The sequence below is a fragment of the Bariatricus sp. SGI.154 genome, from assembly GCF_050313795.1.
GTDB lineage: Bacteria > Bacillota > Clostridia > Lachnospirales > Lachnospiraceae > CAMBRQ01.
Genome location: NZ_JBNPMC010000001.1, coordinates 94424 through 113167, shown reverse-complemented (window position 1 = coordinate 113167; position 18744 = coordinate 94424). Strand labels below are relative to the sequence as shown.

The 18744-nt window shown below is 43.1% G+C and carries 20 protein-coding genes and 2 pseudogenes; 17 read left to right on the top strand and 5 right to left on the bottom strand.

Translation table 11 applies throughout. The features are described from left to right. Positions 1-45: 45 nt before the first annotated feature. From rbr to ACQRBN_RS00565, 3 genes are all read left to right on the top strand, one after another. Positions 46-585 (top strand): rubrerythrin, encoded by a 540-nt coding sequence (rbr, locus tag ACQRBN_RS00575; protein ID WP_427736980.1) that lies wholly within the window; start codon positions 46-48, stop codon positions 583-585. Between the two features lie 75 nt (positions 586-660). Continuing rightward, complete coding sequence (locus ACQRBN_RS00570; protein ID WP_427737234.1) at positions 661-1431, top strand: HD domain-containing protein; 771 nt, start codon at positions 661-663, stop codon at positions 1429-1431. A 69-nt stretch (positions 1432-1500) separates the two neighbouring features. Then, on the top strand, positions 1501-3939 hold the full coding sequence (locus ACQRBN_RS00565; RefSeq protein WP_427736979.1) for a cation-translocating P-type ATPase: 2439 nt from the start codon (positions 1501-1503) through the stop codon (positions 3937-3939). A gap of 67 nt (positions 3940-4006) precedes the next feature. On the opposite strand, the gene yfcE is transcribed toward ACQRBN_RS00565, so the two are convergent. Further along, on the bottom strand, positions 4007-4537 hold the full coding sequence (gene yfcE / locus ACQRBN_RS00560) for a phosphodiesterase (RefSeq protein ID WP_427736978.1): 531 nt from the start codon (positions 4535-4537) through the stop codon (positions 4007-4009). Positions 4538-4681: 144 nt separating this feature from the next. Between yfcE and ACQRBN_RS00555 the strand changes: the two genes are divergently transcribed. From ACQRBN_RS00555 to ACQRBN_RS00535, 5 genes and pseudogenes are all read left to right on the top strand, one after another. Next, positions 4682-5203, top strand: a complete 522-nt coding sequence (locus ACQRBN_RS00555) for a GNAT family N-acetyltransferase (RefSeq protein WP_427736977.1) — start codon at positions 4682-4684, stop codon at positions 5201-5203. A gap of 80 nt (positions 5204-5283) precedes the next feature. Beyond that, the gene (locus ACQRBN_RS00550) at positions 5284-5502 is read left to right on the top strand and encodes a hypothetical protein (protein ID WP_427736976.1); all 219 of its coding nucleotides are present in this window, start codon (positions 5284-5286) and stop codon (positions 5500-5502) included. A gap of 14 nt (positions 5503-5516) precedes the next feature. Next, positions 5517-6176, top strand: coding sequence for an HAD family hydrolase (locus ACQRBN_RS00545; RefSeq protein WP_427736975.1), 660 nt, complete (start codon positions 5517-5519; stop codon positions 6174-6176). Then, the gene (locus tag ACQRBN_RS00540; protein ID WP_427736974.1) at positions 6176-6859 is read left to right on the top strand and encodes a Crp/Fnr family transcriptional regulator; all 684 of its coding nucleotides are present in this window, start codon (positions 6176-6178) and stop codon (positions 6857-6859) included. The genes ACQRBN_RS00545 and ACQRBN_RS00540 overlap by 1 nt, the downstream gene beginning before the upstream one ends. A 248-nt stretch (positions 6860-7107) precedes the next feature. After that, a pseudogene (locus tag ACQRBN_RS00535) lies at positions 7108-7353 on the top strand (IS110 family transposase); the annotation flags it as partial. A 503-nt stretch (positions 7354-7856) separates the two neighbouring features. Here the strand turns inward: ACQRBN_RS00535 and ACQRBN_RS00530 are convergent. From ACQRBN_RS00530 to ACQRBN_RS00515, 4 genes and pseudogenes are all read right to left on the bottom strand, one after another. Then, complete coding sequence (locus ACQRBN_RS00530) at positions 7857-8717, bottom strand: hypothetical protein (RefSeq protein WP_427736973.1); 861 nt, start codon at positions 8715-8717, stop codon at positions 7857-7859. A gap of 60 nt (positions 8718-8777) precedes the next feature. Next, positions 8778-9092 (bottom strand): annotated as a pseudogene (locus ACQRBN_RS00525) (relaxase/mobilization nuclease domain-containing protein); the annotation flags it as partial. A 10-nt stretch (positions 9093-9102) separates the two neighbouring features. Then, positions 9103-9264 (bottom strand): rubredoxin, encoded by a 162-nt coding sequence (rd, locus tag ACQRBN_RS00520; RefSeq protein ID WP_427736972.1) that lies wholly within the window; start codon positions 9262-9264, stop codon positions 9103-9105. 175 nt (positions 9265-9439) lie between these two features. After that, positions 9440-10300, bottom strand: a complete 861-nt coding sequence (locus ACQRBN_RS00515) for a class I SAM-dependent methyltransferase (protein WP_427736971.1) — start codon at positions 10298-10300, stop codon at positions 9440-9442. A 292-nt stretch (positions 10301-10592) separates the two neighbouring features. On the opposite strand from ACQRBN_RS00515, the gene ACQRBN_RS00510 reads away from it, so the two are divergent. The 9 genes from ACQRBN_RS00510 (at position 10593) to ACQRBN_RS00470 (ending at position 18545) form a co-directional block, all read left to right on the top strand. Then, positions 10593-11528: a substrate-binding domain-containing protein gene (locus tag ACQRBN_RS00510; RefSeq protein WP_427736970.1), complete on the top strand. Its 936-nt coding sequence runs from the start codon at positions 10593-10595 to the stop codon at positions 11526-11528. Position 11529: 1 nt separating this feature from the next. Further along, positions 11530-12423, top strand: coding sequence for a phosphate ABC transporter permease subunit PstC (pstC, locus tag ACQRBN_RS00505; RefSeq protein ID WP_427736969.1), 894 nt, complete (start codon positions 11530-11532; stop codon positions 12421-12423). Beyond that, positions 12416-13279, top strand: a complete 864-nt coding sequence (gene pstA / locus ACQRBN_RS00500) for a phosphate ABC transporter permease PstA (protein ID WP_427736968.1) — start codon at positions 12416-12418, stop codon at positions 13277-13279. Before pstC ends, pstA begins: the two co-directional genes overlap by 8 nt. Positions 13280-13321: 42 nt before the next feature. Next, positions 13322-14071 carry a phosphate ABC transporter ATP-binding protein PstB gene (gene pstB, locus ACQRBN_RS00495; protein ID WP_427736967.1) on the top strand — a complete coding sequence of 250 codons (750 nt, stop codon included), beginning with the start codon at positions 13322-13324 and terminating at the stop codon, positions 14069-14071. A 3-nt stretch (positions 14072-14074) separates the two neighbouring features. After that, positions 14075-14728 (top strand): phosphate signaling complex protein PhoU, encoded by a 654-nt coding sequence (phoU, locus tag ACQRBN_RS00490; RefSeq protein ID WP_427736966.1) that lies wholly within the window; start codon positions 14075-14077, stop codon positions 14726-14728. A 12-nt stretch (positions 14729-14740) separates the two neighbouring features. Further along, positions 14741-15415 (top strand): response regulator, encoded by a 675-nt coding sequence (locus ACQRBN_RS00485; RefSeq protein ID WP_427736965.1) that lies wholly within the window; start codon positions 14741-14743, stop codon positions 15413-15415. 29 nt (positions 15416-15444) lie between these two features. After that, positions 15445-16761: an ATP-binding protein gene (locus ACQRBN_RS00480; RefSeq protein ID WP_427736964.1), complete on the top strand. Its 1317-nt coding sequence runs from the start codon at positions 15445-15447 to the stop codon at positions 16759-16761. A 195-nt stretch (positions 16762-16956) separates the two neighbouring features. Continuing rightward, complete coding sequence (gene yaaA, locus ACQRBN_RS00475; protein WP_427736963.1) at positions 16957-17697, top strand: peroxide stress protein YaaA; 741 nt, start codon at positions 16957-16959, stop codon at positions 17695-17697. An 83-nt stretch (positions 17698-17780) separates the two neighbouring features. Continuing rightward, positions 17781-18545 carry a MerR family transcriptional regulator gene (locus ACQRBN_RS00470; RefSeq protein WP_427736961.1) on the top strand — a complete coding sequence of 255 codons (765 nt, stop codon included), beginning with the start codon at positions 17781-17783 and terminating at the stop codon, positions 18543-18545. Positions 18546-18744 lie beyond the last annotated feature (199 nt).

Below are 18744 nucleotides of genomic sequence, written 5' to 3'. Positions count from 1 at the left end.
TGAGGGGAGGGAATACAATATAATAAAAAGTTACCGAGGCGGATTATGGAATTTAAACATAGTAAAACATATAGCAACCTGCAGAAAGCCTTAGAGGGAGAATTGTTAACCTGTGCAAGGTACAGAGTTTATGGGGAAAAGGCCAAGAAGGAAGGATATCAGCAGATTAGTGAGATCTTTTACGAGACGTCAGGCAATGAACAGGAGCACGCCGAGATCTGGGTACGGATTCTGAATGACGGTAAGATGCCGGATACTTTAGAGAACTTAAAGAGTGCATGTAAGGGCGAGAATTATGAATGGACGAAGATGTACCGGGAATTCGCGGAGACTGCCGAGAAGGAAGGGTATGATGAAATCGCGAGGTTATTCCGTGGAGTAGGAGGCATTGAGAAGCATCATGAGTACCGATATCGGCAACTGGCGGAGAATATGGAACGGGGCAGGGTATTTTGTAAGAATGGCAATGTGGTATGGATCTGTATGAATTGTGGTAATATCTATACTGGCAAATGTGCGCCGGAGAAATGTCCTGTGTGTGGGCATCCGCAAGGATACTTTAAACTGAATTGCGAGAATTATTAATGAATTAAAATGTGAAAGCGAAATTGTTATTAAGACAGAAGAGGAATTATGTTCAGAGAAACGAGAGGATAGATGATGGATTTACAATATGCAAAAGAACAGTTTGAAAACTATCTGAATCACTATGACAGAGATGATGATAAGGTGAGATTGAAGATTGTACACACATATGGCGTGGTAGAGTGCAGCGGTGAGATAGCCTGGAGAATGAGACTGTCTAAAGAGGATACAGAACTGGCTCAGTTGATAGGGCTTCTGCATGATATCGGGAGGTTCGAACAGTTAAAGCGTTTCGATAGTTTTGAACCTGATACTATGGACCACGCCAGTTTTGGTGTGCAGATCCTATTTGATGAGGGAATGATTCGTGAGTTTGTGAAAGATGACAAATGGGATGATATCATCCGTATTGCGATTGCAAGGCACAGCGATTTTAAACTGGAAGGAATTGAAGATGAGCGGACTTTGATGCATGCGAGAATTATTCGGGATGCGGATAAACTGGATAATTGCAGGGTGAAATTGGAGGATTCGGTTGAGACAATTCTAGGTGTCTCTGCCGAAGAAGTGGGAGGCATGGAGATCAGTAATGAAGTGATGGAGCAATTCCGGTGTAAAAAGTCTATACTTTCATCCACCAGGCGAACGAAGATGGATTATTGGGTCTCCTATCTGGCATATTTCTTTGATATCAATTATGAAGTGTCTTTTGAATTGATTCATGAACAGAACTATATAGATCTCCTGATTGACCGGATACCGTATTCTAATACGGAGACGGCTTCGAAAATGGAAGAGATTCGAGATGTATTAAGGGAATATACGAAAATTGTAAGACATTTTTAAGAAAGTGTTTATAGAATTCTAAACTTTCCAGGCGTATAATTGTTAGCATACATATGAGGAGGTTGTTATATGAGACGAAAGTCCGGACAGGCAGTATCAGGTGAGACACAGGAATATGAGATAGAGCGCGTGCCGGTTACTCGCTGTCAGCCAGATTATACAGAAGGGCTGGATAGCACGCAGGTAAAAGAGAGAGTGGAGAAGGGATGGTCGAATATAGCGGTAGATCCGCCTGCTCAGACAACGAAGGAGATCATCCATGAGAATGTATTTACATACTTCAATCTGATATTTGTGGTGCTTGCGATATTGCTTAGCCTGGTAGGATCTTTTCGTAATCTTACGTTTCTTCCGGTTGTGATTATTAATACGCTGATCGGTATTATTCAGGAGGTACGTGCGAAGAATGTGCTTGAGAGACTGAATATGCTGAATGCGCCTCGGACTTGTGTCGTACGTGAAGGCAAAGAATCAAGCGTGGATTCAGAAGAACTGGTATTGGACGATATCGTCGTATTTAAAGCGGGAAATCAGGTGTGTGCGGATGCTGTTGTCGTAGAAGGGGAAGTAAGGGTGAATGAGTCTTTATTGACTGGTGAATCGGATGAGATTATTAAGACGGATGGCGGGCATCTGATGTCAGGCAGTTTTATTGTGGCAGGGCAATGTCATGCCAGGCTGGAAGCGGTAGGAGCGGATTCTTATATCTCCAAATTAACGCTGGAAGCAAAAGCAATGCAAAAAGGCGAGCAGTCAGAGATGATTCGCTCTTTGGATAAATTGGTCAAATTCGTCGGTATCGCGCTGATACCGATAGGAATTGTGTTATTTGTGCAGAGTTTTTTCTTCAACGATGAGACTTTTCGCAATAGTATTACTTCTATGGTGGCCGCGGTGATCGGGATGATCCCGGAAGGACTCTATCTGCTTGCAAGCGTGGCTTTGGCGGTCAGTGCTATGCGGCTTGCACATAAGAAGGTGCTTCTTCATGATATGAGAAGCATAGAGACGCTTGCGAGGGTGAATGTCCTGTGTGTGGATAAGACAGGAACGATTACCGAGAACTCCATGAGTGTGAAGAAACTGGTGCCAACAGAACTGTATGATAAGGAATCTATGCCGGAACTGTTGAAACTGGTAGGAGATTTCGTTAAGGCGATGAGCAGTGATAACAGTACGATGGAGGCAATGAAGGAATATTTTAAAGAAGGGACAGGGGCAGTACCTATTCATGTGACTCCATTTACTTCTGAGGCAAAATATAGCGGGGTTGCCTTTGCGGAGAGATCATATGTGTTGGGAGCACCGGAATTCGTATTAAGAGAGGATTATGAGGCATATAAGACGGAGATTCAGATTTATGCGAAGCGGGGCTATCGTGTGCTGGTATTTGGGAATTATGATGGGAATCTGGAAGGTCAGAAACTGACAGAGAAGGTGACGCCTCTGGGGTATGTTCTTCTGGCGAATCCAATCAGGAAGGAAGCGCCTGAGACGTTTGCGTACTTTGCAGAGCAGGGAGTAGAAGTCAAGGTAATCTCCGGAGATAATCCGCTGACAGTATCAGAAGTGGCCAAAGAGGCGGGCATTCAGAATGCGGAAGAGTATGTAGATGCAGCGACGCTTAAGACAGAAGAAGATGTAGAGCGGGCAATTGCAAGATATACAGTATTCGGGCGTGTGACGCCGGCACAGAAGCGGCAGTTTGTACAGGCACTAAAAGGGCAGGGCAAGACGGTTGCTATGACGGGTGACGGTGTGAATGATGTGCTTGCCCTGAAGGATGCAGACTGCAGTGTTGCTATGGCTTCCGGAAGTGACGCGGCGGTGCAGGCTTCGCAGGTAGTGCTTCTGGAGTCGGATTTCTCCTGTATGCCATCCGTTGTGTTAGAGGGAAGAAGAGTGGTGAATAATATTCAGCGTTCAGCCAGTCTGTTCCTGGTAAAGAATATTTTCTCCTTCTTATTATCGCTTTTTTCCGTTGTGTTCATGATTACTTATCCGCTGGAACCGTCTCAGGTATCACTGATTAGTATGTTTACAATTGGAATCCCGGCATTCTTCCTGGCATTGCAGCCGAATAAGGAAGTGATTAAGGGACATTTCCTGACGAATGTATTTTTAAAGGCTCTGCCGGCGGGGCTTACGGATGTGCTGGTGGTTGGTGCGCTGGTGGTATTTGGACAGACGTTTGGAGTGGATTCGCTGGATATCTCAACGGCGGCTACGATGCTGTTGGCGATTGTTGGATTCATGATTCTATATAAGATCTGCCAGCCATTTAATGTATTTCGTGGTGTGATCTGGGTTGGTTCTATGATTGGGCTTTTGGGGTGTAGTATATTCCTGCCGGATCTGTTCGCAATTACAGGAATGTCTACGAAGTGCATTATGTTGTTTGTGGTATTTTCTATTGCGACCGAGCCTGTGCTTCGATATTTGACGATGTTGATTGGAGGATTGAGGAATCTGCATATAAAGATTTTTCATAAGAATTCGCTTGTTTGATTCAAGCATACTGAATATGCGTCTGGCAGAGAAGAATATTGCAGTATGCCTGAACGGATAGAAGAGATTAAATGGGCAGAACATTTCCGTCAAGATCTTTCCAGATGAATGCTCCGTCATAGATCATATATCCATGTGCGGAATTCTCTTTCGGAATGGAGATGGAACCGGGATTCATATACGTATAATTGCCTATGTTCTGATTCGCAGGTATATGAGTGTGGCCATTTAACAGAATATCTCCTTCTTTCAGCATAGGAAGATTCTGTGGGTTAAAGTGATGCCCGTGGGTTGCGAAGATGGTATGTCCATCTAATTCCAGAAAACAATAGTCTGCCAGGATTGGGAATTCCAGAACCATCTGATCGACCTCTGTGTCACAATTGCCGCGAACACATAATAATTCCTGCTTCATGGGATTGAGCATAGCGATTACTTCTTTGGGATTGTAGTCCTTAGGAAGATCATTCCTTGGACCATGATAGAGAATGTCGCCTAGAAGCAGTAGCTTATCTGCCTGCTCTTTTTGATAGGCATCTATCATTTTGCGGCAATAGTAGGCAGAACCGTGAATATCAGATGCAATCATTAACTTCATATATGGATACCTCGCTTTCATATTATGCGGTTTTTACTTGCACATCAGTGCAATTCATTGTAACACAAATTCAGTATGACGTAAAATTTAAATCTGCTGATTGAATGTTCCAATACCAACTTTTTTGTTATGAAGGAGACGAAGATGAACCAGAAAATTGAGATTGATTATGCAGTGTCAGACGATGTGCCGGATATTATGATGATTATGGAGACAGCAGGTCAATTAACCAAGGATGCTGCCTGGTATAGTATGGACGATGAAGAATTCGTTAGAAGACATCTGGGAGAAGAAGGCTTCACCCTGAAGGCAATGAAGAATGGAGAGATGGCGGGATTCCTCATCGTGCGGTATCCGAAAGAGGCGAAAGATAATCTGGGAGTTTATATTGGACTGGATGAAGCGCGTAAGAAAGAAGTTGCACATATGGAATCAGCGGCGGTGCATCCTAAGTGTAAAGGGCTTGGGATCCAAAGATGTCTTATGGCATATGGAGAAAATGTTGTGAAGGAACAGAATTACAGATATTTGATGGGGACTGCGCATCCGGAGAATACATACAGTGTGAATAATTTTCTGAAACTAGATTATGAGATTGTAACAGAAGTGGAAAAATACGGCGGATTGCCAAGATATGTATTTTGTAAGGAATTGGATGCGTCATAACTGGCAGAATATGTTATACTATATCTATACATTATCGGGCAGAGCCCGCCAGCCGAAGGCATGTATTACGGGATGCTCGAATGAGTATACAACATTATGCGGCATATTATGATACATTAGATGAAGGGGGAATTATGATGACAGAAGAATTAATCAGGGAAGTAAAACATATCCAGAAGTGTTTGGTGAATAAGAATATGGAAGGTGAAGAGTGGGAAGAGAAGATGGAAGTCATCCGCAAGTTAGAGGATGTTGCTACCTATCTGAAAGATGCATTGGGACGGGGAATTGAGTTCTAAGGGCGATGTGTGAGATGATAGAAGCGCTTGTATTTGATATGGATGGACTTTTGTTTGATTCAGAACGTATTGTAAAGCGGTCATGGGAAGAGGCAGGCAGTTGGCTTGGGATTAAGCATATGGGAGATCATATCTATCATACTCTTGGAAGGAATCTGGCTGGAAGAAATGAATATTTTCGACAGGTAATTGGTGCGGATTTCCCATGTGAGGAATTTGCGAAGAGAACTCGAGTGTGTTTTTATGAGATTGTGTCCAAAGAAGGATTGCCTATGAAGCCGGGAGTAAGAGAACTGCTGGAATATGGAAGAGATCACGGTTATAAGATGGCTGTGGCTACATCTTCCAGGCGTGAGTATGCGATGAAGAATCTTAAGGAAGCGGGAATCTATGAATTCTTTGATGGAACAATATTCGGAGATATGGTGCAGCGTGCGAAGCCAGATCCGGAGATATATCTAAGAGCATGTGAGTGTATCGGGATTTGCCCGGAGCAGAGTATTGCTTTTGAGGATGCGCCGGCGGGGATACGAGCGGCACATGCTGCGGGGATGCTGCCGGTCATGGTGCCAGATCTTGTAGAGCCGACGGCGGAGATAGAGGCTTTGTTATATAAGAAGTGCGAGAGTCTTTATGAGGTGATTACTTTGTTAGAAGAACTTAGGAGTCGGTAATGGATATAAAGGATTTGGAATTATTCCGGGAACTTACGGAAGAAGAGATTCGAAGAAGCATTGTATGTTCGGAAGCAAAAGTACAGGAATATGAGAAGAATGAATATATCTTTCGGCAGGAAGATGTTCCAAGGAAACTCTACTTTATACTTGACGGGAGTGTGCTGTTAGGGCAGGTCAATGTGATGGGACGCCAGAATTATACAGAATACTTAAGTGAAGGGCAGAGTTTTGGTGAGGCAGACTTATTTCTAGAGCGTGCGTCTTATGAATATTTTGCTCAGGCAAGAAAGAAGACCAGGGTACTTTCCGTTTCCAGACATTTTTTCTACAGTACTTGTACGAAGAATTGTGCGCACCATAGTAAGATTATATTTAATATGATGAAGATATTTGCAGAGGAGTCGGATGCCAGGGCGAAGAAGATCTATCTTCTGACTTGCGGGACGCTCAGGCAGAGAACTACTTCTTATCTGATGCAGTTAAGCGGCGGAAGAGCAGATATAGAACTGACTATGAAGCGAGAGGAGTTGGCGGCTTATCTGAATACGACCAGACCTTCTTTATCCCGTGAATTGTCCTATCTTAAGGAATGTGGCATAATAGATATCATAGACCGAAGCCATATTAAGATTCTGGATTTTGAATTGTTACAACATGAGATTGATAAAAAAGAAGAATAGTGCGGTTCTCAGAGGCTTTTTTATGCGGTCGTCGATAAGGGACGTTCTTCTATAACTCTATGAATGCCTCTTTTTTGTATTCGATTTAATTTATGTTCTCGTTTTAAAACCGAAAAGGTTCCTTATGCCCTAATTTGGTGTAGGCGCATAACTCTCCTTAGATAATCCGCAGAGCCAGCTTTTTGACCATTTTGATGAAAGGATGGATAATACGCACTGGCATTTATTCTGGCAGTCCTAATGTAAACCAATCTGGCACCTATGAGCAAAGAAGTGTTCATACATCCAAACGAGGCTCTGCTGAACTTCGTAAAACTCTCTTTCAGGTCATGGATTGTCTGATTAAAACCCATCCGCAAGATGATCCTGTATATTTGTTTATGGATAAAAAACGTTCGGAGGGCAAAAAGTACTATGTTTATATGACAGCAGGCGCAAATAGGTTTCTTCGCATTTATTATGGTCGGGTCAAAGAATACCTTACATCTCGATAATCTTTGTTAAAAATGGCATGTTAAAAGACCAACACACAAGGTGCTGGTCTAGTTTCGTTACTACAATATATCTTTTAATATTTTCAAAAATTCTGTTGACTTTTTATTTGCAGGCTATGAATTAGATTTTATCACAGAAAAACCTTTCGGTTACATATTTACAGAAAAAGTTTCACACTGCCGGTTTACACAAACTTTTGGATACTCCCCATCAAGTACTTACGCATTTTTCCGTATGAATTTCTTTTACAATTACCAAAAAGATATACCATCAGGTTTTTCTCTTATTATCTTTATAGGTTGTAATAATTAGTTGTATCAACTCTGCAGTTGAGCTTACACTAAGAATAAAACCCAAGACCATAATAAAATTATAAAAATGAATAATGTACACATAAGCACATAATATCATCAATGCAACACTGCAAAACAATAACCATAAATATGTTTTCATTAATTTCTTATAATTCATATCTGAGCCTCATTATATCAAAATATACATACTATCCTATTTGTTTAATATGATATAGGGTTTGCTTATAAGTATCTCCATCATAATTTTTGTTTGGATACCAAGTGTAATCACTTCTATAAGCATATTTTTTAATTGGTGTTATATAGGTATTTGTATAGTTCTTATGGGCATAGTTTGTGGCTTTATAAGACAATCCTCTTGTAGATGGATTACGGTCTCTTATCCAAGACACAACAGCACCCAACCCCGATGATAATCCCGAAGAAACGCCCAATTCCAAACATATAATAGTGATAACAGCTCCAGTTGCCAAATTAGAAATTGCAGCTGTCAATGTAATATCAGGATCCTTTTTCGTTCCTAACAGGTGCGTATAACTACTTTTTGAATCATATGGACAATTAGGAACAACCCAATTCATAACCTCACCACTCTGCGGCGATATTTCGCCGTCAGTTGAATTGTTATTAGTCTCAAGAATTTTTCCATCTATGTATACGGTTCCATCATCATCTATTTGGAGCTTATTGTAAATATCGTTCTCTTGTATGTTCAGCACAATTCCTGTGTCCGACATATCAACTGATATTTTATTTACAACTCCTCCCGAATAATCATAAACATAAACGATATCATCTGCACAAGACTCTATTTCTTTAATGAACGCTGGTTCAAGTCCTATATTTTCTAAAACCTCTAATTCTTCACAAAGGTCATCTTCTAGAACTTTTAAATTTTCATCTTCTTGAATAAGCTTTTGAGCAACTACGTTCACCTGTTCAGTCTTTGGCGATTTTAATTCTGCTGCATTTACTATCGGAACTGACGTAACAAAAATGCCAACAACAAGTATCATACTCATAAAACATCTTAATGTTTTTCTCTTCATTTTAATTACTTTCTCTTTTCTGAATCATTGCTATTGCTCGTCTAATAATACATACTATTTTCGCTTGTTTGTAGTATATTTATGATAGTCAGTAAAACTGGTAGCATTAAAAATGATATGGTTGTGAATATGCCCTTTATCTACGTGGGTAGTTATGACGTATTCATACTTTCCTTTCAAAACCTTATCTGCAAATTCTTTCCCTATATCATGTGCAAGTTGCGGATCAGAAATTTCTCCCGGCTTAAAAGACTGTATCATATGAAAAGCCAGATTATTTCCTTTTTCCATGACATTACGTTTTCCCATTTCCTGTGTTAAGCAAAATTCCATTGCTGCTGATTCTAGCGAACATCCATAAGTAGAAGCAAGAATAGGCAGATGCCTATTCTTCTACTACGAATACGTCTTTTCCCATTCCGCAGATTGGACATACCCAATCTTCCGGAATATCCTCGAATGCAGTTCCTGGTGCGATACCGCTGTCCGGATCTCCAACCTCTGGGTCATAAACATATCCACAAGGTTCACATACATATTTCTTCATAATCTATACCTCCAATTTTTATTTTTTGATATTGTGATTAGTATCATCTAATCTAGTCATAGGATACATGAAAATGCATCTGTTTTCTGTAACAAATGTTACGAAAATCATTATTTTTCTTTATCTATCTGTTCCAGATTGATTTCCTGGCGGCTGTACTAGAAACGGTATTGTCCTAGCGTGCTTCCCAACGCCCGGAAGCGCCACAAGGAAGTACCAACCCGGTCTGAGTCACCGGTAGTCCGATTTCCTGAGAATCTACAGTACCATTATATTTCTTTAATTCTGTACCCAGCATATAGGTAAGCACAGCAGGGGCAAGCCCGGTGGTGTATGAATTCACAAGGAAGAACAGTGGGTCATCCGATAAAATATTCGTACATAATTTAATTAACGGATGGATTGCATCTTCAATCTTCCAGATCTCTCCTTTAGGTCCTCTTCCGTAGGATGGCGGGTCCATGATAATAGCATCGTAGTGGTTGCCCCGGCGGATTTCTCTCTCTACAAACTTTACACAGTCATCTACGAGCCAGCGGATCGGTCTGTCTGCAAGTCCGGAAGAAGCGGCATTCTCCTTCGCCCATGCGACCATTCCCTTAGAGGCATCGACATGCGTCACGCTGGCGCCGGCGGCAGCAGCGGCAAGTGTTGCGCCTCCTGTATAGGCGAATAAATTCAATACTTTAATCGGACGCCCTGCATTTCGTATTTTTTCAGAAAACCAGTCCCAGTTCGTTGCCTGTTCCGGAAAGAGACCGGTATGCTTGAAACTAAATGGCTTCAGATGAAAGGTCAGTTCTTTGTAGTGAATCTGCCATTGTTCAGGGAGACTGAAGAATTCCCATTCTCCGCCGCCCTTTTTGCTGCGGTGGTAGTGTCCGTTCATATGTTTCCAGCCCTTGTGTGTCTTCGGGGTGTCCCAGATGACCTGCGGGTCGGGGCGAACCAAGAGGTAGGAGCCCCAGCGCTCTAGTTTCTCGCCTTTGCTGCAATCTATTACTTCATAATCGTTCCAGTTATCTGCAATCCACATGATTTGTATTCCTCTCTTGCGGTAAATATTATTTAGAATCAAGTAGGATTATAGCATGGGGAGGGGGAAAAGGGAAGATGTTTGGCGAAAAAGTGGGGATGGGGAATGGACGGTAGAGCGTGAGGCTCGGAGCAACCACCCTCCCTTCCCGGATTCGGTCACCAATAACCAAATTCCCACTTTACATACATTTTACGTTTCCTGGATTTCAGATTTTACATTCTCTCGATATGATAATACCTGTGAAGAAGATGATACTAATAATTCTGAAATGAAAAAGGAGATTAAAATTATGAAATTGAAAAAGTTTATTGCAGTATTGTCAATTGTGGGTATGATTGCAAGCATGGCAGCAGGATGTGGCAAATCGGATGCAGATGCTGATACAAGTGCAGATAGCAAAGAAGATGCCAATACCAAAAGTTCAGCAGGAGACTGGGACCCGTCCATGGATATTACGATCGTATCCAGAGAGGATGGATCAGGAACCAGAGGTGCATTCATCGAACTGTTTGGAATTGAAGAGAAACAGGATGATGAGAAGGTAGATATGACTACAGAGGAAGCACAGATTACGAATAGCACTTCTGTTATGATGACAACCGTAGCAGGTGATGATTATGCGATTGGCTACGTATCACTTGGCTCACTGGATGACAGTGTGAAAGCACTGAAGATTGATGGGGCAGAGGCGACAGCAGAGAATATCAAGAGTGGTGATTACAAAGTATCCAGACCGTTCAACATTGCAACAAAAGAAGGTCTTGATAATGAAGTGGCAAAAGATTTTATTGCATTTATCATGAGTGAAGAAGGGCAGCAGGTAGTTGCAGACAATGGTTACATACCGTTAGATGATGTTAAGCCATTTGAAGGAACCAATCCGGAAGGCAAGGCAGTGGTAGGCGGATCTTCTTCTGTATCACCAGTGATGGAGAAATTGATCGAGGCGTACAAGAAGGTGAATACGAATGCAGAGATTGAACTTCAGACCACGGATTCTACGACAGGTATGACATCTGCCATTGATGGAAGTTATGATATCGGCATGGCATCTCGGGAACTGAAGGATGAAGAGATTGCAGAAGGATTAACCGGACAGGTAATCGCTACAGATGGTATTGCAGTTATTGTAAATAAGAACAGTACAGTAGATGAACTGAGCAGTGACCAGGTAAAGGCAATCTATACTGGTGAGGCTCTTACATGGGATGAGGTAATCGAATAATATGAAATCAAAAGCATGGACTGAAAGATTCATGCAGGGAGTGTTCTTCATTGCCGCCTGCGCTTCGGTGCTGGCGGTAGCTCTCATTTGTGTGTTTTTATTCGCAAATGGTATCCCTGCGATGAAAGAAATCGGGTTTGGAGAATTCTTAAGCGGGCAGATGTGGAAGCCGAAGAATGATATCTACGGAATACTTCCTATGATTATAGGAAGTCTGTATGTCACGGCAGGGGCGATTGTGTTCGGTGTCCCAATAGGCATACTGACAGCAGTGTTCATGGCGTTCTATTGTCCGAAGAGAATCTATAAACCACTAAAAACAGCAACGGAGTTATTAGCAGGAATTCCATCCGTTGTATATGGTTTCTTTGGGTTGGTAGTATTGGTGCCGGTGATTCGCAATCTGGGCAGAACGCTGAAAGAAGCCGGCGTGTTAAAATCGGCAGGAAACGGAAGCAGTATCCTGACTGCAGCACTTCTCTTAGGCATGATGATTCTGCCTACGATCATTGGTTTGACGGAATCCTCTCTGCGTGCAGTTCCCGATCAGTATTACGAAGGTGCAGTTGCGTTGGGAGCAACCCATGAAAGAGCGATCTTCCGGGTGGTTCTTCCGGCGGCGAAGTCAGGAGTTGTGGCTGCGATCGTATTAGGCGTGGGGCGTGCCATTGGTGAGACGATGGCGGTAATCATGGTGGCTGGTAATCAGGCGAGAATCCCTTCGGGAATCTTCCGAGGTGTGCGTACACTGACAGCGAATATCGTAATTGAGATGGGTTATGCAACAGGGCTTCACAGGGAATCACTGATTGCGACAGGTGTCGTTCTCTTTGTATTTATCTTGATTATTAATTTCTGCGTAGCATTTTTGAACAGGAGGAATGACCATGAGTAGGAATGAAGTTACATTAAAACAGAAAATGAAATCCTATACAAGAACTCCCGGATCATTGATCGTGATGCTTCTGGTCATGCTATCCGCAATCCTGACATTTACGGTATTGATCTTTCTGATTGCGTATATACTGATCCATGGAGTACCGTATCTGAAGCCGTCACTGTTTTCGTTAAACTATTCTTCTGAGAATGCATCCCTGATGCCTGCGCTGGTAAATACAGTGATCATGACATTCTTGTCTTTGCTGATTGCCGTGCCGTTTGGGATTTTTTCAGCCATATTCCTGGAGGAATATGCGAAACGAGGGAATCGATTTGTGGAGATTATTCGTTTGACAACGGAGACTTTGCAGGGAATTCCTTCGATTGTATATGGGCTGTTTGGAATGCTGTTCTTTGTCAGCACATGCGGCTGGGGGTTCTCCATTTTAGCGGGTGCATTTACCTTATCGATTATGGTACTTCCGTTGATTATGAGAAGCACGGAAGAGGCGTTGAAGGCAGTGCCGGATTCTTACCGGGAAGGAAGTTTCGGGCTTGGAGCAGGGAAACTTCGTACCGTATTTAGAATCGTTCTGCCATCTGCGATACCTGGCATTCTGGCAGGTGTGATCCTGGCGATCGGAAGAATCGTTGGCGAGACGGCAGCATTGATCTATACGGCTGGTACGGTGGCGGATTTTCCCAAGGGAGTCATGAGTTCCGGAAGAACGCTGGCAGTACATATGTACAATTTGGCAAGTGAAGGATTATATATGGATCAGGCATATGCTACGGCGGTGATTCTGCTGGTTCTGGTAGTAGGAATCAATACATTATCAGGCGTAGCAGCGAAGAGATTAACGAAAGTATAGAGATAAGCGAAAGCATAGAGATGAGCATGGAGAGGAAATAGCATGAGCAAAATAAGCATTAAGAATATGGATCTGTATTACAGTGATTTTCATGCATTAAAGAATGTGAACCTGGATATTGAGGCGAATAAGATCACTGCGTTTATCGGTCCTTCCGGTTGTGGGAAGTCTACGCTTCTGAAATCCATCAACCGCATGAATGACCTTGTAGAGGGATGCCGAATTGAAGGAGATATCCTTCTGGATGGGCAGGATATTTTCAAAGATATTGATGTAAACTTATTAAGAAAGAGAGTGGGAATGGTATTCCAGAAGCCGAATCCATTTCCGATGAGCATCTATGATAACATCGCTTACGGTCCTAGAACTCATGGCATTCATTCGAAGGCGAGATTGGATGACATCGTGGAGAAATCATTAAGAGATGCGGCAATCTGGGAAGAATGCAAGGATCGTCTGAAGAAGAGCGCGCTTGGTATGTCCGGCGGGCAGCAGCAGAGGCTCTGTATTGCGAGAGCATTGGCAGTACAGCCGGAGGTGCTTCTGATGGATGAGCCTACTTCTGCTTTGGATCCTATCTCTACATCGAAGATAGAGGACCTTGCGATGGAATTGAAAAAAGATTATACTATTGTCATGGTAACGCACAACATGCAGCAGGCAGTTCGTGTATCTGATAACACCGCTTTCTTCCTGTTAGGTGAAGTTGTTGAATACAATGACACGGAGAAATTATTCTCTATACCGTCAGATAAGAGAACAGAGGATTATATTACAGGGAGGTTTGGTTAGGATATGCGTAATAAATTTGATATGCAGTTGGAGCATTTGAATGAGTTGTTGATACATATGGGTGAGTTGTGCGAGATCGCTATTAATGAGGCGACGAGTGCATTGCAGGAGGGAAGCCTTGCGCGGGCAGAGGCAGTCAGAGAGGCAGACGAAGAGATTGATCAGATGGAAAAAGATATTGAGCGTCTGTGTCTGAAATTATTGCTGCAGCAGCAGCCGGTTGCCAGAGACTTAAGACAGATCTCTGCAGCACTTAAGATGATTACCGATATGGAGCGTATCGGGGATCAGGCATCCGATATTGCGGAGATTATTATTTCTGAGAAGAAATCAGAGGCAACGGATATCCTGAAGATTGGGATGATGTCCGAGGCTGCAGCGAAGATGGTAAGGGACAGTGTGACCGCCTACGTGAAGAAGGATCTGGAATTATCCAGAAGCGTGATGGAGGCAGATGACGCAGTGGATCGGATGTTCGAAGAGAATAAGCAGGAATTGATTGAATACATTGCCCAGAGTAAGGGGGATGTAGGACGGCAGGCGATTGATCTGATCATGGTTGCCAAGTATCTGGAAAGGATTGGGGATCATGCGACTAATATTGCCGAGTGGGTGGAATTCTCCATTACGGGAATTCATAAGGATTTTAAGATATAGAGGAGTGGCAGAATGATATTTTGTGTGGAAGATGATAGTAATATTAGGGAATTGGTTGTGTATACATTGGAAAGTACGGGATTCCAGGCGTGTGGGTTTGAAGATGGACAGGAATTCTTAAAGGCGCTGGCGCTTGAGACGCCGGAACTGATTCTGATGGATATTATGCTGCCGGGAGAGGATGGAATCTCTCTTCTTAAGAAATTAAAATCTTCTGCGAAGACCCGGGAGATTCCGGTGATCATGGTAACGGCGAAAGGCGCAGAATATGATAAGGTGAAGGGACTGGACTTGGGAGCCGATGACTATGTGACGAAGCCATTCGGAATGATGGAACTGATCTCAAGGATCAAGGCAGTGCTGCGCCGGAGCAAGAAATCCGGAAATGAGCCACAGGATATCATAAGTCTTGGAGAGATTGAGATGGATACGAAGAAGCATGAGGTAACATCAACCGGCGAGGTGGTAAGCCTTACGCTTAAGGAATATGAACTTCTCAAACGGCTGATGAAGAATCCTAATATTGTTATGACAAGAGACAGTCTCTTGGAAGACATCTGGGGATATGATTTTGATGGAGAGACGCGAACGGTGGATGTACATGTGAGAACCCTGAGACAGAAGTTGGGAGTCGGTGGGGAGAGGATAGAGACGGTTCGCGGCGTGGGATATCGTATGAGAAAATAATACTATGATAGAGACAGAGGTCATTCTATATGAAACTTAGGGCGAAGATACAGAAAAGTATGATACTGGTGATTGTGACGACGTTGCTGGCGGCATATGTGATTACGACATTCGTAGTATACCGTCAGACCGTACGGCTGATGGAAGATGAGATCTGCCAGGAGGCAGATTATATCAAGGCAGCGATTGAGATATCAGGAAATGCTTATCTGCGTCAGATGGATGATGTACGTAAGAATACGAGAGTGACCCAGATTGATGCACAAGGGAAGGTATTGTATGATTCCAAGCAGGATGAAGTAACCTTCGAGAATCATAAGGACAGGCCGGAAGTAAAGGATGCAATGGCGAACGGGAGTGGGAAGGATATCCGCCATTCGGATTCGCTGAATCAGGATATGTTCTACTATGCGGTGAAGTTATCGGATGATACCGTACTGCGTGTGGCGAAAGGCATGGATACGATATGGCTTACAGCGATTCAGATTCTTCCGATCATGGGTATGATTGCCGCTGTTATGCTGCTCTTTGCATTCGTGCTTGCAAGGTGGCAGGTGCTTAGACTCATACGACCGATTAATGAACTGGATCTGGAACATCCGTTGGAAAATGAGATGTATGAGGAACTGACACCATTGCTTCAGAGTATTGATGAGCAGAATCGGGAAAAAGACGCTATTGCCAATATGAGAAAAGAGTTCTCTGCCAATGTATCTCATGAATTGAAGACCCCGCTTACTTCGATATCCGGCTATGCGGAGATTATGAAGGATGGGCTGGTAAGACCGGAAGATATGAAGAAATTCTCCGAGCGTATCTATAACGAGGCAAGTCGGCTGATCACCCTTATAGAAGATATTATCAAACTTTCCAAACTGGATGAGGGAGAGGTGGAATTCGAAAAAGAGGATGTAGACCTATACCTTCTTACCAGGGAAATCATCAGCCGCCTGGCACCACAGGCATCTGCAAGAGAGATCCGGGTGACAGTTACCGGGGAATCAGTCGTTTATCATGGCATACGGCAGATCCTGGATGAGATGATCTATAATATCTGTGAAAATGCAATCAAGTATAATAAGCAGGGAGGTTCCGTCAGTGTGTGGGTTGGTGGGACTCTAAAAGGCACGAAGGTCATTGTCACGGATACTGGGATTGGAATACCAGAGGATCAGAAAGAGAGAATCTTCGAAAGGTTCTACCGGGTGGATAAGAGCCATTCGAAAGAGACCGGGGGGACTGGTCTTGGATTGTCGATCGTGAAGCATGGTGCGATTATGCATGGTGCAGAAGTGCATGTAGAGAGCAGGGTCGGAGAAGGGACTCGGATGGAGTTGGTTTTTTAGGGGAATTCCGGCGGGGATGTTGGGGAGAGTGTTGGGAGATGGAAAAGAGTAAAATTGGGGGTGTGGATTAAGCGGGAAAGTATGCTTGATATATGATGCGTGTTTGATATAATAAGCATAAGATTGAGGAAAGCAAACTTTCCATAACTTCTGATATTTGCGCTGGTATTTATGTTTAGAGGAGGACTATGAGATATGAGGATTATCATCTCCCCGGCGAAAAAGATGAATATAGATACGGATACGTTCTGCTATGAGAACTTGCCGCGGTTTTTGGAGGAGACGGGGAGGCTGATGGAATGGATACAGGGGCTTTCTTTTGAGGAGATGCAAAAACTGTGGTGCTGCAATGATAAGATTGCCCAACTTAATTATCAGCGGTTTTGCGACATGAATCTTTATCAGAACCTGACTCCGGCGCTGATTTCTTATGAGGGAATCCAGTATCAATATATGGCGCCGGAAGTATTTACCCAGAAGGAATGGGAGTATGTGGAGGGACATCTTCGGATTCTGTCCGGATTCTATGGCGTGCTTAAGCCTTTGGATGGCGTAACGCCTTATAGATTAGAGATGCAGGCGAAGACCAAGGTAGATGGAACAAAGAATCTCTATGACTTCTGGGGAAACAGACTCTATATGGAAGTGAAAGATGTGGATCATACAATCCTGAATCTTGCATCTAAGGAATATTCCAAGTGTATTGAGAGATATTTGGAATCGGAGGATACATACGTTACCTGTGTTTTTGGAGAGTGGAAAGACGGTAAAGTAATACAGAAAGGTACACAGGCGAAGATGGCAAGAGGAGAGATGGTGCGTTTCATGGCTGAAAAAGGAATCGAGAACCTTGAGGAAGTAAAAGGGTTTGGGCGTCTGGGATATCGTTTTCGGGAGGATTTATCTTCCGATACGGAATATGTATTTTTAAAATAATTGAAATAATTTTGAATGACCCATTGACTTTGACGCTGCGTCAACTGGTATTCTTGACCTATCCTTAAGGAGGTTGAAAGAAGATGGAGTATAGTATCAGAGAATTATCGGAACTGGCGGGAGTGAGTGCACGGACTCTTCGCTATTATGATGGGATCGGTCTTTTGAAGCCGCTATATGTGAATGAAGCAGGGTATCGCTATTATGGTGAGAACGAAGTTGCATTGCTGCAGCAGATATTATTCTACCGGGAAAGAGGCTTTGATCTGAAGCGGATCAGGCAGATCATGTATCAGGATGATTTTGATATTATGAGCGCGCTGGAAGAACATCTTCTGGAACTGGAAGAACGAAGAGAGCATATGGATGCTCTGATTCGGACGGTGAGACAGACGATATTGCAGGTGAAAGGAGAAGGCAGGATGAGTGATGCAGAGAGATTCGAAGCGTTTAAGGAAAGGATTGTCAGAGAAAATGAGGAGAAATACGGTGAGGAGATCCGTGAAAAATACGGTGATGACGAGATAGATGAAGCGCACCGTAAGATATTGAATATGTCGGAAGCAGACTATGAAAGATTCCAGAGCCTGGGAGAAGAGATTAAGAAACGTTTGCAGGAGGGTGTGACTGCTGGCATACGGCCTGACGGTGAAGAGGCGAAAAGGATCGTGATTCTTCATAAGGAATGGCTTGGCAGGACATGGAAGCAGTATACGAAGGAGGCTCATAAAGGAATTGCCACTATGTATATTGCGGATGAGAGATTCAAGTTATATTATGACCAGGAGGTATCAGGATGTGCAAAATTGCTTGAGAAGGCAATTCGGTATTGGGTGGATAAGATTTAAGATAGATAGGATTCAGGGCAGAGATTTATTCTATGCCCTGTCTGTATGGGGAGGAGATTTTTGTCAGATACTACTGGCAGAGGGAGTTTCGAGATGATGAGAGAGTTTTGAGATGGTTGATAAAACTTTAATGCCTTATAAAAGAAGATGCCGGTTCTAAACTGGTCTGCTCATTTTTGTGATAATTGGCACTTTAATT

What these genes read in the sequence shown, in the direction of transcription:
- ACQRBN_RS00545 (WP_427736975.1), top strand. Translation starts at nt 5,517, where the DNA reads ATGATAGAAGCGCTTGTATTTGATATGGATGGACTTTTGTTTGATTCA.
- ACQRBN_RS00510 (WP_427736970.1), top strand. Translation starts at nt 10,593, where the DNA reads ATGAAATTGAAAAAGTTTATTGCAGTATTGTCAATTGTGGGTATGATT.
- ACQRBN_RS00540 (WP_427736974.1), top strand. Translation starts at nt 6,176, where the DNA reads ATGGATATAAAGGATTTGGAATTATTCCGGGAACTTACGGAAGAAGAG.
- ACQRBN_RS00480 (WP_427736964.1), top strand. Translation starts at nt 15,445, where the DNA reads ATGAAACTTAGGGCGAAGATACAGAAAAGTATGATACTGGTGATTGTG.
- pstA (WP_427736968.1), top strand. Translation starts at nt 12,416, where the DNA reads ATGAGTAGGAATGAAGTTACATTAAAACAGAAAATGAAATCCTATACA.
- ACQRBN_RS00515 (WP_427736971.1), bottom strand. Translation starts at nt 10,300, where the DNA reads ATGTGGATTGCAGATAACTGGAACGATTATGAAGTAATAGATTGCAGC.
- rd (WP_427736972.1), bottom strand. Translation starts at nt 9,264, where the DNA reads ATGAAGAAATATGTATGTGAACCTTGTGGATATGTTTATGACCCAGAG.
- ACQRBN_RS00485 (WP_427736965.1), top strand. Translation starts at nt 14,741, where the DNA reads ATGATATTTTGTGTGGAAGATGATAGTAATATTAGGGAATTGGTTGTG.
- ACQRBN_RS00530 (WP_427736973.1), bottom strand. Translation starts at nt 8,717, where the DNA reads ATGAAGAGAAAAACATTAAGATGTTTTATGAGTATGATACTTGTTGTT.
- yaaA (WP_427736963.1), top strand. Translation starts at nt 16,957, where the DNA reads ATGAGGATTATCATCTCCCCGGCGAAAAAGATGAATATAGATACGGAT.
- rbr (WP_427736980.1), top strand. Translation starts at nt 46, where the DNA reads ATGGAATTTAAACATAGTAAAACATATAGCAACCTGCAGAAAGCCTTA.
- phoU (WP_427736966.1), top strand. Translation starts at nt 14,075, where the DNA reads ATGCGTAATAAATTTGATATGCAGTTGGAGCATTTGAATGAGTTGTTG.
- pstB (WP_427736967.1), top strand. Translation starts at nt 13,322, where the DNA reads ATGAGCAAAATAAGCATTAAGAATATGGATCTGTATTACAGTGATTTT.
- ACQRBN_RS00570 (WP_427737234.1), top strand. Translation starts at nt 661, where the DNA reads ATGGATTTACAATATGCAAAAGAACAGTTTGAAAACTATCTGAATCAC.
- ACQRBN_RS00470 (WP_427736961.1), top strand. Translation starts at nt 17,781, where the DNA reads ATGGAGTATAGTATCAGAGAATTATCGGAACTGGCGGGAGTGAGTGCA.
- pstC (WP_427736969.1), top strand. Translation starts at nt 11,530, where the DNA reads ATGAAATCAAAAGCATGGACTGAAAGATTCATGCAGGGAGTGTTCTTC.
- yfcE (WP_427736978.1), bottom strand. Translation starts at nt 4,537, where the DNA reads ATGAAGTTAATGATTGCATCTGATATTCACGGTTCTGCCTACTATTGC.
- ACQRBN_RS00555 (WP_427736977.1), top strand. Translation starts at nt 4,682, where the DNA reads ATGAACCAGAAAATTGAGATTGATTATGCAGTGTCAGACGATGTGCCG.
- ACQRBN_RS00565 (WP_427736979.1), top strand. Translation starts at nt 1,501, where the DNA reads ATGAGACGAAAGTCCGGACAGGCAGTATCAGGTGAGACACAGGAATAT.
- ACQRBN_RS00550 (WP_427736976.1), top strand. Translation starts at nt 5,284, where the DNA reads ATGAGTATACAACATTATGCGGCATATTATGATACATTAGATGAAGGG.